This is a genomic window from Sulfurospirillum diekertiae, from assembly GCF_002162315.1.
In the GTDB taxonomy this organism is placed as follows: Bacteria; Campylobacterota; Campylobacteria; order Campylobacterales; family Sulfurospirillaceae; genus Sulfurospirillum.
Genome location: NZ_CP021416.1, coordinates 337763 through 352464 on the forward strand (window position 1 = coordinate 337763; position 14702 = coordinate 352464).

Consider the following 14702-nt stretch of genomic DNA (forward strand, 5'->3'; position numbering starts at 1 on the left):
TCGGATACAATAGGCTTTACATGTAAAAAACTGTTTATAAAATAAGCATATAAACATGGAAAGGTGGTGGATTGAATTTTGTTACTGAGCCAGTTTACACTCTCTCACATGAATTTATGACGATAGGGGATGGGCTATTTTTTTCTACATGTATTTTAAGCATGAGTAAAAGTATTTGGTACATGTCTTTGTCATTGCGTTTAGCAACCGTCTTTAATGTATCTTCATCATTTTCAACTGTGATATGGTTTTCCAAAAGTTTTTCTTTCATGAACGTAGCATCAAAATGAAACAGTACACACAGCGTTTGAAAAGATTGATGTTTGGTATTTTGAATCAAAAAGTCTATGTTGTCTTCATTGCGGATATGTTTGTTCAAAATAATGGCAATACTTTCTTGCAAAAGTTTTCGAATCGTGCATCTTCTCAACCAAGCATGTACACCTAAAAGCCCAATAATAATAAGTGCTGATAGCTTATGTAACAAAAGATTTGAAAATGTATAAGAACCTAATACAAAAGAGATACCTGTGGTATAAAGAGTAATAAACATCACAATAATGGCTATAATTATTATGACTTTAAGAACAGTTTCATTGAGGCGTGCAAACATAAAATTCCTTCAAAAGGGGTCAGGGCTAAACTTTTAACTTTTAATATTCCATGTTATAATTCTAGCAAAAAAAAGATGGTAAGTATGTCACGAAGATTACGCATTGAAAGCTTAGGCTATCATCATGTCTATAACAGAGGGGTTGCTAAAAGCGCTGTATTCATAGATGAGATAGATAAAGCAAAGTTTATAGAGCTGATGGCGAGTATGGCTAGAGAGTATAAATTCAATATTCATGCATTTTGCTTAATGGACAATCACTATCACATTTTAGTTCAAAATACGCGCGAAAATCTCTCTTCAGGTATGCGCCAACTTAACGCACAGTACGCAAGTTACTTCAATAAACGCCATTGCAGAGTAGGGCATTTATGGCAAGATCGCTTTAAATCGTGGTATGTGTTAGATAACAAACACCTTTTTGCACTTTTTAAATATATCGAAAATAATCCTGTAAAAGCACAGATAACGCACAAAATAGGTGATTATATCTATTGTTCAACATATAGTATTTTAAAAGATGCAGTACCTTCCTTTTTGCAAAATTCATTTGTATTGCGAGATTACAATACTCAAGAATTGATTGATCTCTTAAATATCCCTCTGAGTGATTCAGAACGTTTAACGATAGACGCATTTCACAAAACAAAGTATAAGCATGAAGATGGCCATATAGCGCTTTTGCACAAAGAAGAACTATCAAATTACTTTTTACATGTAAAGAATAAGCAACAACGAAATGAAGCGGTAAAAAAATGCGTATGAAGATGGGTATAGCAAAACAGATATTGCAAAAAAAACTGTCTCTAAGCGTTGCAGGAGTGAGTAAAATTCTAAAAAGTTAAAAGTTTAGCCCTGACCCCTATTGAAACCAAAGGAAAAGTAAAGTACAATCAAACAATTTTACATTGCAAGGCTAATGAATGGATAATATTTTTGATTCGAACCAAGACATCAAAACAGTAAGTATTGAAGAGTCGATAAAGACCAGTTATCTTGATTATTCGATGAGCGTTATCATTGGGCGTGCACTTCCCGATGCACGAGATGGATTAAAACCCGTACACAGAAGAATTTTATATGCAATGAACGATCTTGCGATCTCATCACGCAGTCCTTATAAAAAATCGGCACGTATCGTCGGTGATGTTATCGGTAAATACCATCCACATGGTGATACTGCTGTTTATGATGCGCTTGTTCGTATGGCACAGCCGTTTTCAATGCGAATTCCGATTGTTGATGGACAAGGAAACTTCGGTTCAATAGACGGAGATAGTGCAGCTGCTATGCGTTATACCGAGGCACGTATGACTCCACTAGCAGAAGAGCTTCTTCGCGATCTTGATAAAGATACGGTTGATTTTGTCCCTAACTATGATGACAGTATGATTGAACCAGATGTATTGCCAAGCCGTGTTCCTAACCTACTTCTTAACGGATCAAGCGGTATTGCGGTTGGTATGGCAACGAATATTCCACCACACTGCTTGGATGAACTTTTAGATGCACTTTTACTTTTGATTGAAAATCCAGAAGCCACCTTGGATGAAGTAATGGAGTTTATCAAAGGACCTGATTTTCCAACCAGCGGTATCATCTTTGGTAAAAAAGGGATTCTTGAGGCATATAAAACAGGACGTGGTCGTGTAAGAATACGTTCTAAAGTGCATATTGAGAAAAAAGGCAATAAAGATATTATTGTTATTGATGAACTTCCGTACCAAGTCAATAAAGTTCGTTTAATTGAGCAAATTGTAGCGCTTGTTAAAGATAAAATGATTGAAGGTATCAGTGAAATCAGAGATGAGAGTGATAGAGATGGTATTCGTTTGGTCATTGAGCTTAAACGTGAAGCGATGAGCGATATTGTTCTCAATAACCTTTATAAATCCACCAATCTTGAAGTAACGTTTGGTGTTATTTTACTTGCAATTCATAACAAAGAGCCAAAAGTCTTTACGCTAATAGAGCTTTTACTCCTCTTTTTACGCCATCGCAAAACGGTTATTATTCGCCGTACTATTTTTGAACTTGAAAAAGCAAAGGCAAAAGCCCATATTTTAGAGGGTTTAACGATTGCACTTGATAATATTGATGAAATCATCGCTCTTATTAAAGGCAGTGCCGACACTAAAAGCGCTAAAGATGGCTTAATTGAGCGATTTAATCTCAGCGAAGTTCAAGCGGGCGCTATTTTGGATATGAGACTCCAACGCCTTACAGGACTAGAGAGAGAAAAAATTGAAAATGAGCTTGCAGAATTGCTTAAAGAGATTCAATACCTTACAGACATTCTTAAAAGTGAAGTCGTGTTAAATGATCTTATCAAAAAAGAACTGATTGAAATTAAAGATAAATTCAAATCAAAACGTATTACAGAAATCGTTGATGATTATGATGATATTGACGTAGAAGATTTGATTGCCAATGAATCCATGGTTGTGACCATTACGCATCGTGGTTACATCAAACGTGTACCATTGAAACAGTATGAGAAGCAAAAACGTGGTGGTAAAGGCAAAATTGCGGTAACCACATATGATGATGACTTTATCGAAAGCTTCTTTGTTTCCGATACCCATGATACGTTGATGTTTGTGACGGATCGCGGACAACTCTACTGGCTCAAAGTCTACCGAATTCCAGAAGGAAGTAGAACAGCTAAAGGTAAAGCAGTTGTTAATCTTATTCAGTTACAAGCAGATGAAAAGATTATGGCTATTATTCCAACAACCGATTTTGATGAGACCAAATCATTGGCGTTCTTTACCAAAAATGGTGTTATCAAACGTACGAATTTAAGTGAATTTAAAAATATCCGATCTGTGGGTGTTAGAGCAATTACGCTAGATGATGATGATGAGTTAGTCACCGCGAAAGTCGTAACACAAGACACTAAAAACCTTTTCATTGTCACTAAAAAGGGTATGTGTATAAGATTTGAAGTCAGTGATGCGAGAGAAATCGGCAGAACAGCGCGAGGGGTCACTGGTATTCGCTTTAAGGAAGAGAATGACAGAGTTGTTGGTGCTGCTGTAATTTATAACGATCAAGAAGAACTTTTAACGGTAACCGAAAAAGGTATTGGTAAACGTACAACGGCGGAAGAGTATCGCTTGCAAGGTCGTGGTGGTAAAGGTGTTATTGCCATGAAACTTACACCGAAAACTGCCGATTTAGTAGGTGTTGTCATTGTTGATGAAGACAAAGACCTTATGGCTCTTACTAGCAATGGTAAAATGATTCGTGTTGATATGGAAACCATCCGAAAAGCAGGACGTAATACCAGCGGTGTTAAAGTCGTTTCCGTGGAAGGTACTGATATTGTTGCAAGTATTGCACGATGTCCAAAAGAAGAGAGTGATGAGCTTGAGGGTGAATTTGAAGAAGGAGACGAGGGTTCCAATGAAGGAAGCTTGATCTCAGATATAACTCCAAGCGAAGAGTAATTGGAATAGTAGTTGCTTAAAGATAAAAAAATATTTAAAGGTGTCCCTATGAATAGATGGTTTGTAACACTTTTGGCAAGTTTGGGTTTAATTTTATTGGTTGCAGGGTGCTCAGCAAAAAAGGATGAACCACCTAAAAATCCAAAAGACGCTATGTATGATTTCAGTAATGAAAAATCAATTGTCGTTTATGGTGAAGGTATTGCACCTCAAAATACAGTTTCTCCTGCACAAGCAATTGCATTAGCAAAACGTGCTGCAATTACCGATGGGTATCGCCAACTGGGTGAGAAACTCTATGGTGTAAAAATTAACTCTACAGAAACCGTTAGAGATGCAATGTTGAAAGATTCTCGTATTACTGCACAAGTCAATGCTTTGATTAAAGATGCTGCGATTACGGATGCAACATTTAAAGATGGTTTATACAGTATTCGTATGGAAGTTACTATGAGTGCACGTAGGTGGCAAGAACTTTTTGCTTATTAATAGGTCTAACACAAGCGCTTTTTTGCAGTGATCTTTTTTGGTTTTCATACAAAATTGTCACTGTAAATGGCCTTGTCGTTTATGAACAAAAAAATATTGCCCCCGTCATGATTCCCTACGAGGGTAAAGCACAGAAGTTATGCTCTATTGAGTTATCTAATACGCAAAATCTTCCCAAAGAACAATTTTTGCGAAAACACTTTGATGATATTCTGCCTTGCTTCTATCAACTCTCCTCACATCTTCTTGCTTGGGATGATCAATATCTGAAACATGGAAATGACAGGATAGAGTTGGTCATCGAGCCCGTGCGCTTTACAGTAGATTTTAAAGATGAATTCGCTACCATAAATGCCATTAGGTAAAACTTTTTCTGGTAGGATTGATTCAAAATGCATGTTGCAATTGTAGAAGATGATATAAATATGAGAAAATCCCTTGAGATAGCACTTGGGGAGTATGAAGAATTTAAAATCTCTACGTATAAAAGCGCACTTGATGCCCTTAAAAAGATTGATTCCAGTGTCGATTTGATTGTGACTGATATTAATATGCCGGGAATGGATGGCATTGAGTTTATTAAAAAACTTGATGGTGCTTATGACATTATCGTTATTACAGGCAACGCGACGCTCAGTCGTGCCATTGAGTCTGTTCGCTTAGGTGTCAAAGATTTTTTAACCAAGCCTTTTGAAATTGAAACACTCGTTGAAGCCATTAAGCGACATGATAAAATTCGTACTAAAGTAAAAGAAAGTTTTGAAAAGATTGATAGCACCAAAGAAGAAAATGGCGATTTTATAGCAAACTCTCCAGAACTTGAAAAAGCACTTACCATTGCTAGAAAAGCGGCAAAAACGGATGTGAGTGTGCTTCTTTTGGGTGAAAGTGGCGTGGGAAAAGAGCTTTTTGCCAACTACGTGCATAAAAATTCTCCTCGCTCTAAAAATCCATTTGTTGCCATTAATATGGCTGCTATTCCTGAAAACCTTTTGGAGAGCGAGCTTTTTGGCTATGAAAAAGGGGCATTTACGGATGCTATTGCAGAAAAAAAAGGTTATTTTGAAGTTGCCAATGGCGGAACGCTGTTTTTAGATGAGATTGGTGAAATGCCAATGACTCTTCAGGCGAAGCTTCTAAGGGTGATTCAAGAGCGTGTTATGGTGCGCGTAGGTGGAACAAAAGAGCTTATTATTGATGTTCGTATTGTTTCTGCGACGAATGCCGATATTAAACGAAGCATTAAAGAAGGACATTTTAGAGAAGACCTTTACTATAGGCTCAATACGATTCCTATTGAAATAGCACCGCTTCGACAACGTAAAGAGGAAATTTTACCCATTTGCGAGGTGATTTTAGAGCGTGTTACGAAGAAATATGGGTTGCAAAAGCGTTATTTTTCAGAAGAGGCAATCGAATCTTTAATGACGTATCGATGGCCTGGGAATATTCGAGAGTTGATCTCTGTGGTAGAACGTGCAGTGATCTTAAGTGATACCGAAGCGATCAGTAAAGAAGATCTCTTCTTAGAGAGTCGTAACTGGTTTAGTTCGTAGCAAACCTACAATAGACTTTTTTTGATAACTTAATACCAGCACCATTGGGTTATTAAAAAAGTCTCATATAAAAATTAAGGTAAGAGAAATGAAAAAGTACAATGTAGCAATCGTTGGCGCTACGGGTGCAGTTGGTGAAGAGCTGTGTAGAGTTTTAGAAGAGGTTGATTTTCCTGTCAATAATCTCGTTCCTCTTGCAAGCAGCAAGAGTGCAGGACTTGAAGTTGAGTTCAAAGGTAAAACCTATAAAGTCCTTGAGCTCACTGAAAAAGCATTTGAAGAGAACGATGTTGAAATTGCATTTTTCAGTGCAGGTGGTGATATTTCCGCACATTATGCTCCTTTTGCAGCAGAAGCAGGTGCAGTCGTTATTGACAATACCAGCCATTTTAGAATGGATCCAGATGTTCCTTTGGTCGTTCCTGAATGCAATCCTGATGATATTGGGCAATGGCAAAATCGAGGCATTATCGCCAATCCAAACTGCTCAACCATTCAAATGGTGCAAGTGTTAAAACCACTCGATGATATCTTTAATATTACTCGTGTGGATGTTGCCACTTATCAAGCGGTCAGCGGTGCGGGTAAAAGTGGTATGGAAGAACTGGTCAATCAGATGCAAGACTTTTTTGCCTTTAAACTCGATCAGTGTGAGCCAAAAACATTTTCACATCAAATTGCTCTCAATGTTATTCCTCATATTGATGTTTTCATGGATAATGACTACACTAAAGAAGAGATGAAAATGGTCAATGAGACTCAAAAAATCTTAGGTAAAACGATGGAAATTAGCGCAACATGTGTTCGTGTTCCAGTTATGCGAAGTCACTCTGAAGCGATCACCATTCATTTTGAAAAAGATGTCAATTTAGAAAAAGCGATTGAAGCACTTAAAAATGCAGAAAATGTAATTGTTTTGGATAACCCAGCGAAAAAAGAGTACCCAATGCCAATTATTTCAACCGATACCAACGAGACCTATGTAGGAAGAATTCGTAAAGATATCAACCGCGATAACATACTTCATCTTTGGTGTGTTGCTGATCAAATTCGTGTAGGCGCTGCGACCAATGCGGTGAGAATTGCACAAAAATGGATCAAAAGAGAAGAGGCTTAATGCTAGAAAAATTATTTGAGCGAGGGTTGTGGTCGACGCGACTCATGACCCTCTTAGCGGTTGTCTTTAGTATTTTAGCCGCTTTTGCACTTTTCTTTTTAGCCAGTGCAGATCTTTACCATGTTTTGGTATTGACCTATCAGTATTTTTTCACAAATTTTCATCCTGAAAATTTTCATGCAGATATTGTCGCGGATATTATTGGCGCGATTGATCTTTATCTAATTGCCGTTGTTCTGCTCATCTTTGGTTTTGGTATTTATGAGCTTTTTATCTCTGAAATTGATGTAGCTAAAGGTACGGGTGGCGATAAGATTTTATATGTGAGCTCTTTAGATGAGCTAAAAGATAAAATCGCAAAAGTCATTGTGATGGTCTTAATCGTAAGCTTTTTTCAACGTGTGCTTCATGCTGAATACAAGGGCGCTTTAGAGATGCTCTATCTTTCATTTTCTATTTTGGCTCTTTCCTTAGGGCTCTATTTTTTACATAAAAATGGAGGAAAACACGAATGATTTTTGTAGATGCATGTTTCGGTAAAAAAACGCCTTATACACCGGTATGGATGATGCGTCAAGCAGGGCGTTATTTGCCTGAGTATATGGAAGTGAGAGCTCAAGCAGGAGATTTTTTATCTCTTTGCAAAAACCCTGAAAAAGCCTGTGAAGTCACGCTTCAACCGGTTGATATTTTGGGTGTGGATGCTGCGATTTTATTTAGCGATATTTTAGTGGTTCCCTTAGAAATGGGCATGGAGCTTCAGTTTTTAAAAGGCGAGGGGCCTGTCTTTTCACATCCCATTAAAAATCAAGCGGATTTGGACAAGCTCAGTGTTGAAAAAGCGATTGATGGCTTAGCCTACGTTTATGAGACGATTAAATTGATTCGTGGCAAACTCGCTGCGGATAAAGCGCTCATAGGTTTTTGCGGTGCGCCTTGGACACTTGCAACCTATATGATTGAAGGTCAAGGCACCAAGACCTACGCTTTGGTTAAAAAGATGATCTACTCTAACCCTCAGTTTATGCATGCGTTGCTTAAAAAAGTGACGGAAGTACTTAAGGGTTATATGGAGCGTCAGATTCAAAGTGGTGCGAATGTTGTGATGATTTTTGATTCATGGGCGGCGGCACTTGAAGAGAGTGCGTATTTTGAGTTCAGTTGGTCGTATATGAAAGAGATCAGCGCGTATCTCAAAGCAAAATATCCGCATGTGCCTGTCATTTTATTTCCTAAAGGCATTAGTGGTTATTTGGATAAAATCGATGGTGAATTTGATGTCTTTGGTGTGGATTGGTCAACGCCGATTGAGCTTGCGAAAGCAAAATTAGGAGGCAAATATGTCCTTCAAGGCAATATGGAACCGACACGTCTTTACAACAAAGAGGCGATTGATGAGGGGATTGAGCATATTGTGAATGTGATGAAAAATGAGAGACATATCTTTAACTTAGGACACGGCATTTTGCCAGATATTCCCGTTGAACACGCTCAATACTTCATTAAACAGGTACAAACTCGTACAAAGATCTAACCGTTTGCCCTTATTTTTAGGGCAAACTTCTTTACATGTAAAGGATTTCCCATCAGCCAGATTATCTTTGGACCCATCACGTCAAGACGTTTTGGACAGTCACTTGGCATCGATCTTAGCCCCTCCATCAAACAATGTAATTTTGACTGCCTCTATTGTGAGCTCAAAGGGGCTAAAACAGTCGATAAGGCGAAAGATGCACCTTCATTCCATGAAGTGTTAGATGCGCTTAAAATGGCACTCTCTAAGCATCAAAACCTTGATGTCATTACACTCACCGCCAATGGCGAGCCCACCCTTTACCCTGAGCTTGACGCACTGGTGGATGCTATTCTTATTTTACCCAATCGCCCAAAACTGCTGATTCTCTCCAATGGCTCTACGATTCATGATGAGGCGATTCAAAAAACGCTTTCTAAAATTGATATTGTCAAACTCTCTTTGGATTGTGTCAGTCCAAAATGCTTTAAGAAGCTTGATCGCGCGCACAAAGGGATTGAAATTGGGCAGATTATCGAAGGTATGAAACAATTTAGAACGCGCTATCAAGGGACATTGGTCATTGAAATTTTAGTGGTAGAAAGGCTCAATGATACCGAAGAGGAATTTCATGCTCTCAATGCGGCATTGCATGAGATCAATCCTGATCGCATTGATGTCAGTACCATTGATCGCCCACCTGCGTATGCGGTCAAAGGTGTCAGCATTGAGCGTTTAGTCGAGCTTTCAAATCTCTTGGAAGATTTACATGTAAACATTGCGTATAAGAAAAACTACATCTCTGAAAAGCGTTATTTTAGCGAAGAGGAGATTTATGAACTTCTTAAACGAAGGCCTCAAAGCTTTGAAGATATAGCGCTTTGTTTTGATGCGCAAAGTTTGAAAAATCTCAACCATTTGGTCGAAAAAAATGCTTTACATGTAAAAAATATTGCAGGCGTGAATTTTTATAAAGTAACCTAGTGGGCAAAGCGCCCACTACGCTATTACGCAAGTGCTAATTGCTGTTTTTTGTATTTGACTCTTTGTCCAAAATAGATTAAACCATAGAGGGTAAAACCGATTACATAGGCAAAATAATGACTCGGAAGCCCCAGTTTTGCTGCCATAAGTTTTGGAAGCATTAAAAATGGAATGACGACAATCAATAAAATTCTCTCAATATTGTTAATCTTAGTTAAGATAAAACTTTGTGTTGCTGATGTAAAGGCAAACATACCAAAGATAGCTCCACCAAAAATAAGCGCAATTTCAAAAGGATTGGTAATCCAAATCCATTTTGAAGGATCATTGGGATCGTTTGCATCTACACCACTTATTAACAGTAGCTCATTGTTGAAGAAGAACATAAACGGCAAAATACCCGTCCTGATGTCATAAATAAACGCTTGAATACCTGTAATAATCGGATCGCTCTTTGCAACTGCCGCCGCGGCATATGCCGCCATGCCCACAGGAGGTGTGTCATCGGCCAAAATACCAAAGTAGAAAACAAACATATGCGCTGCAAGTGCTGGGATAAGATACCCATTGCTTCCTGCTAGATCCATGATGATAGGTGCTGTTAATGCCGCCATAACGATATAGTTCGCCGTTGTTGGAAGTCCCATACCCAAGACCAAAGAGACAAAAGCGGTTAAGAAAAGAACGCCTAAAATGTAGCCATTGGCTAAATTGTCAATGACCTCTGCGAGGACAAGACCAATACCTGTTAGCGTTACAGAGCCTACGATGATACCCGCAACGGCAGTTGCAATCGCAACCGAAACCATATTTTTGCCACCATTGACCATGCCATGTCCAATATCTGCCAACCCTTCTACAAAGAGCGATAAAGTCACTTTTTCTTGATTGATTAAGGCTTTAAGTGGCTTTTGCACGAGCATGATAATCATCAAAAACATAATCGCACTAAAAGCGGCACTTTGTGCGGATTGTCGTAGTACCACAAGCGTATAGATTAAAAAGAAAATAGGAATAAGGTAGTGAATACCATGAATAAAGATAGGCCAGACACGACCAAGAATATTAGGATCTTCACCTTTGAGACCATGTTTTTTAGCTTCCAAGTGAACAATGTAAAAAAGAGCAATATAGCACGTAAATGCAGGAATAAAAGCTGCAAAAACAATATCCGTATAATCGAGTCCTAAAAACTCCGCCATGATAAATGCCGCGGCACCCATAATCGGAGGCATCAATTGACCATTAACGGAAGCGGCAGTCTCAACAGCCGCAGCTTTATGTGCGCTAAAACCAAGACGTTTCATCAAAGGAATAGTAAAGGTTCCCACCGTGACTGTGTTGGCGATGGAAGAGCCTGAGATCATACCAAACATACCCGAAGCTGCAACAGCCGCTTTGGCGGGACCGCCATCGTAACGTCCCAAAATAGTGTAGGCAAGTTTAATGAAGTATTCACCCGCACCTGCTCGGTCTAAAAGAGCGCCAAAAAGAACAAATAAAAAGACAAAACTTGCACTAACACCTAGTGGTACACCAAAAATACCTTCGGTTGTGAGAACCATTTGTCCGACAATTTTATTAAGACTCGCCCCTTTATGGGCGATCATATCCGGTAAATAAGGACCAAAGTAGTCATAGGCTAAAAAGACCATTGCCACAACCATCAATGGGAGTCCCATGACTCTTCGTGAGGCTTCGAGAACAACTAAAATGGTTGTAACACCAACGATGATATCGGTTTGTGTCCATGCACCTGAGCGCATAGCTAAGTCTTTATAGGCATACCATTGGTATAAAACAGCAGCAATACCTACAATCATAATACCAAAGTCATACCATGTAATGGTTGATTGAAGTTTAGGACTTTTATACATAGCATGCATTGAAAATGCGAGAGCAAGGCCAAAGGCTAAGTGAATCGCTCTTGCATGAGCGCTATTACCTGGTTCAATGACCATATAAAGTTGGAATAAAGACCATGAAAAAGCAATAGCAGCTATAAGCCAGTAATGCCAACTTCCTTTTTCAAAATCTCTATGTCCTTCAAATTCGCTGATGAGTTTTTCATCATCCAGTCTTTCTTCGAGTGTTTTCACGCATAAACCTTTATGTCAATCTGTAAGGCTTCTCTTTCAAAAAGCCTTACATGTAAGAAATTTATTTTATTTAAGTAGTCCTGCTTCTTTAAATGCTCTCATAGCACCTGGATGTTGTGGTACGCTTAAGCCTTCGAGCAAGCTCTCTTTGGTAATTGTTTTGTAAGAAGGGTGAAGTTCTTTAAATTTATCGAAGTTATCAAGAATCGTTTTTACTACTTGGTAAACCACTTCATCTTTGACTTTGCTACTGGTTACAAGAACAGCTTTAACACCAATACTTGGAACATCATTTGGAACACCTTTATAGTATGTACCTGAGATAGTACCTTTGGCATAATAAGGATATTTTTTAACCAATGCATCAATGGCTGGACCTTCAATAGGAACAATGTTGATGTCCACAGAACTCGCGGCATCTTTAATGTTTGCCGTTGGATGACCTGCTACAAAGAAGTAACCATCAATATGGTTATCTTGGAGCATCGTTGGACCTTCTGTCGATTTGAGTTCATTGACAAGCGCTAAGTCTGAGCGTTTAATGCCAAGTGCTTCAAAAACAACATCAACAGTCATATTGGTTCCTGAACCTGGAGAGTCTAAATTGAGTCTTTTACCTTTAAGGTCTGCCATCGTCTTAATCCCTGATTTTTGGCTGACAACAAGAGCAAGAAGTTCTGGATAAATCGCAATGGCACTGCGAAGTTCTGGTACAGCAGCAGCACCTTCAAATTTACCTTCACCTTTATACGCTTGGTATGCTGTATCACTTTGGGCAATACCAAAATCAAGTTCACCTGCTTTGATGGTATTAACATTATAAACAGAGCCACCTGTAGATTCCACTGAGCAGCGAATATTCGTCTCTTTTTTGTTTTTATTGACCATTTGGCAAATAGCACCACCTGTTGGATAGTACGTTCCAGTAACGCCACCTGTACCAATTGTAATAAACTCCGCTGCAAACAGAGAGATACTTAGCGTTCCCGTAAGCGCTAATGTAGTGAGTATTCTATTCATCTTGACTCCTTGAATTGTAGTGTTTCATTTAATGCTACTACGTTTTTTCTTACTATTACTTGAATAAATCTATAAAAGGGTAGTTTGATTATGTTTTTTTTAAGATTAGTACAACAAATTTTTTCTTGAATAATTATTTTTAAATAAGTCTTGACAATAAAAAATTTTTTTTGACTATAATTTCGACCTCATTCAAAGTGTTCCGAATTAGCTCAGCGGTAGAGTAGGTGACTGTTAATCACTTGGTCGCTGGTTCGAATCCAGCATTCGGAGCCACTCTTTTATCTAGCATACTCCAAAATAGTCTAAAAATCCCTATAAAATCGGCATTCTTTCGCAAATATTCATCTAATACAATACAACGCAATTTAACCCAAACTAAGAGTCAAAGTAGTAATATTGGTAGTAATTTTTGATAATTTCTACTTTTCTAAGGAGAATGACTACTATGGCATCAAAACTCCTGAAAGACTTACAAGTACGTAATGCCAAGCCTTTAGAGCAAGATTACAGACTTACAGATGGCGAAGGCTTATATCTTCTCGTGAAACCCAATGGTAGTAAACTTTGGCGCTACAACTATTCTTTTGAGAACAACAAGTATGTCTATTCGATTGGGAAATACCCTGAGATCAGCCTTGAAAGAGCAAGGATTTTACACCAAAATGCGATTAGACTTAAAGCAGATGGCATTAACCCTGTTGATCAAAAGCGAAAAGCGAAACTAGAGAAGAAACTAGCTACGGTTAATACCTTTAAAGCTATTGCAAAAGAATGGCTTGAAAAGAAAAAGAGGGAATTAGCAGAAAAGACTTTTGAGGGCGTTGAGCGGAGGGTTGAAAAGAATCTTTATCCGATTTTGGGTGATATAAATATTCGTGAAATCAAGAAGCAAGACGTTGCAAGTGCTTTAAAAATTGCAGATTTACGTAGCCCTGAAGTAGCTAGCCGCTGTTTAGGCTATGCTAAAAATATTTTCGAGTACGCAGAAGATTTAGGGGTTATTGAGTTTAGCGTTATATCTTCTATGACAGCTGGTAAATTTTTAACCAAATATGAGAATGAAAGATTCGCACACATTAAAGACCCGAAAAGATTAAAAGAGCTTTTAATTGCAATTGATTCATATTCTGGTGAATATGTTGTTAGACAGCTTTTGAGATTATTGCCATTAGTTGCTTTACGTCCAACCGAAGCCAGGGCTGCAACATGGAATGAAATCGACTTTGAAAAAAAGATTTGGTCTATCGGTAAAGAGCGTATGAAAATGAGAAAGGATCATATCGTACCCCTTTCATCCCAAGCATTAAAAATTTTAGAAGAACTGCATCCTTACACAAAAAACAGTAAATATATTTTTCAAAGCCCTCGAAAATCGGATACTCCGTTATCGGATAATTCTATCAACAAGGCCTTGTCAATTTTAGGCTTTAAGGACGAACAAACCGGACACGGTTTTCGCCATATTTTCAGCACAACGTGCCATAGCAATTTAAGGGAGCATCAATTTGATTCTCTTGTTATTGAAGCATGTTTATCGCATAAAGATAAAAATAAAGAACGTGACGTATATAATGGTGCTAAATATATACCCGAGAGAATGCAATTGATGCAATGGTACGCAAATTATTTGGATGATTTGAAAAATAGCAAGAATTAATTGATTGATCCAGTTCATCTGATGAATTTGTAATTTTCCGAAAAGTCCTAAAATAGGAATTATCTGATATATTTTGATTATCTCGTTAATCCGAAAAATCTGTATAAAGAGATAATTTATGATATATCTTATAACTCTTATTTTGATTTGGATAAAATAAACATATAATTTTCTCACAAAGTATTAACACAAGGCATAT

At 38.0% G+C, this 14702-nt stretch carries 13 protein-coding genes and 1 tRNA gene; 11 read left to right on the forward strand and 3 right to left on the reverse strand.

Translation table 11 applies throughout. From position 1 onward, the window contains the following. Positions 1-94: 94 nt before the first annotated feature. A complete protein-coding gene (locus Sdiek1_RS01775) occupies positions 95-613 on the reverse strand; it encodes a hypothetical protein (protein ID WP_087437625.1) in 519 nt (172 codons plus the stop codon). Between the two features lie 84 nt (positions 614-697). Between Sdiek1_RS01775 and Sdiek1_RS01780 the strand changes: the two genes are divergently transcribed. The 9 genes from Sdiek1_RS01780 (at position 698) to Sdiek1_RS01820 (ending at position 9724) form a co-directional block, all read left to right on the forward strand. Further along, positions 698-1378, forward strand: coding sequence for a transposase (locus Sdiek1_RS01780; protein WP_238099098.1), 681 nt, complete (start codon positions 698-700; stop codon positions 1376-1378). 158 nt (positions 1379-1536) lie between these two features. Continuing rightward, positions 1537-4065, forward strand: coding sequence for a DNA gyrase subunit A (gene gyrA / locus Sdiek1_RS01785; protein ID WP_087437626.1), 2529 nt, complete (start codon positions 1537-1539; stop codon positions 4063-4065). Positions 4066-4113: 48 nt separating this feature from the next. Continuing rightward, on the forward strand, positions 4114-4554 hold the full coding sequence (locus Sdiek1_RS01790; RefSeq protein WP_087437627.1) for an LPP20 family lipoprotein: 441 nt from the start codon (positions 4114-4116) through the stop codon (positions 4552-4554). After that, positions 4530-4919 (forward strand): hypothetical protein, encoded by a 390-nt coding sequence (locus Sdiek1_RS01795; protein ID WP_087437628.1) that lies wholly within the window; start codon positions 4530-4532, stop codon positions 4917-4919. The genes Sdiek1_RS01790 and Sdiek1_RS01795 overlap by 25 nt, the downstream gene beginning before the upstream one ends. Positions 4920-4946: 27 nt before the next feature. Further along, a complete protein-coding gene (locus Sdiek1_RS01800; RefSeq protein WP_087437629.1) occupies positions 4947-6110 on the forward strand; it encodes a sigma-54-dependent transcriptional regulator in 1164 nt (387 codons plus the stop codon). Positions 6111-6198: 88 nt separating this feature from the next. Beyond that, positions 6199-7227: an aspartate-semialdehyde dehydrogenase gene (locus tag Sdiek1_RS01805; protein WP_087437630.1), complete on the forward strand. Its 1029-nt coding sequence runs from the start codon at positions 6199-6201 to the stop codon at positions 7225-7227. Beyond that, on the forward strand, positions 7227-7742 hold the full coding sequence (locus Sdiek1_RS01810) for a YqhA family protein (RefSeq protein ID WP_087437631.1): 516 nt from the start codon (positions 7227-7229) through the stop codon (positions 7740-7742). The genes Sdiek1_RS01805 and Sdiek1_RS01810 overlap by 1 nt, the downstream gene beginning before the upstream one ends. Continuing rightward, entirely contained in the window at positions 7739-8761 is a 1023-nt protein-coding gene (hemE, locus tag Sdiek1_RS01815; RefSeq protein WP_087437632.1) for a uroporphyrinogen decarboxylase, read from the forward strand. Before Sdiek1_RS01810 ends, hemE begins: the two co-directional genes overlap by 4 nt. Positions 8762-8887: 126 nt before the next feature. Then, positions 8888-9724, forward strand: coding sequence for a radical SAM protein (locus Sdiek1_RS01820; protein ID WP_439951340.1), 837 nt, complete (start codon positions 8888-8890; stop codon positions 9722-9724). A gap of 23 nt (positions 9725-9747) precedes the next feature. Here Sdiek1_RS01820 and Sdiek1_RS01825 read toward each other — a convergent pair whose 3' ends face one another. After that, on the reverse strand, positions 9748-11823 hold the full coding sequence (locus Sdiek1_RS01825) for a TRAP transporter permease (protein ID WP_087437634.1): 2076 nt from the start codon (positions 11821-11823) through the stop codon (positions 9748-9750). Between the two features lie 66 nt (positions 11824-11889). Then, a complete protein-coding gene (locus Sdiek1_RS01830; RefSeq protein ID WP_087437635.1) occupies positions 11890-12843 on the reverse strand; it encodes a TAXI family TRAP transporter solute-binding subunit in 954 nt (317 codons plus the stop codon). A 201-nt stretch (positions 12844-13044) separates the two neighbouring features. Between Sdiek1_RS01830 and Sdiek1_RS01835 the strand changes: the two genes are divergently transcribed. Further along, positions 13045-13119, forward strand: a tRNA-Asn gene (locus Sdiek1_RS01835). A gap of 172 nt (positions 13120-13291) precedes the next feature. Next, positions 13292-14503, forward strand: a complete 1212-nt coding sequence (locus Sdiek1_RS01840; protein WP_161491968.1) for a tyrosine-type recombinase/integrase — start codon at positions 13292-13294, stop codon at positions 14501-14503. Positions 14504-14702: the final 199 nt, after the last annotated feature.

Coding starts and splice junctions, on each gene's coding strand:
- Sdiek1_RS01800 (WP_087437629.1), top strand. CDS start 4,947: ATGCATGTTGCAATTGTAGAAGATGATATAAATATGAGAAAATCCCTT.
- Sdiek1_RS01790 (WP_087437627.1), top strand. CDS start 4,114: ATGAATAGATGGTTTGTAACACTTTTGGCAAGTTTGGGTTTAATTTTA.
- Sdiek1_RS01840 (WP_161491968.1), top strand. CDS start 13,292: ATGGCATCAAAACTCCTGAAAGACTTACAAGTACGTAATGCCAAGCCT.
- hemE (WP_087437632.1), top strand. CDS start 7,739: ATGATTTTTGTAGATGCATGTTTCGGTAAAAAAACGCCTTATACACCG.
- Sdiek1_RS01830 (WP_087437635.1), bottom strand. CDS start 12,843: ATGAATAGAATACTCACTACATTAGCGCTTACGGGAACGCTAAGTATC.
- Sdiek1_RS01775 (WP_087437625.1), bottom strand. CDS start 613: ATGTTTGCACGCCTCAATGAAACTGTTCTTAAAGTCATAATAATTATA.
- Sdiek1_RS01810 (WP_087437631.1), top strand. CDS start 7,227: ATGCTAGAAAAATTATTTGAGCGAGGGTTGTGGTCGACGCGACTCATG.
- gyrA (WP_087437626.1), top strand. CDS start 1,537: ATGGATAATATTTTTGATTCGAACCAAGACATCAAAACAGTAAGTATT.
- Sdiek1_RS01780 (WP_238099098.1), top strand. CDS start 698: ATGTCACGAAGATTACGCATTGAAAGCTTAGGCTATCATCATGTCTAT.
- Sdiek1_RS01805 (WP_087437630.1), top strand. CDS start 6,199: ATGAAAAAGTACAATGTAGCAATCGTTGGCGCTACGGGTGCAGTTGGT.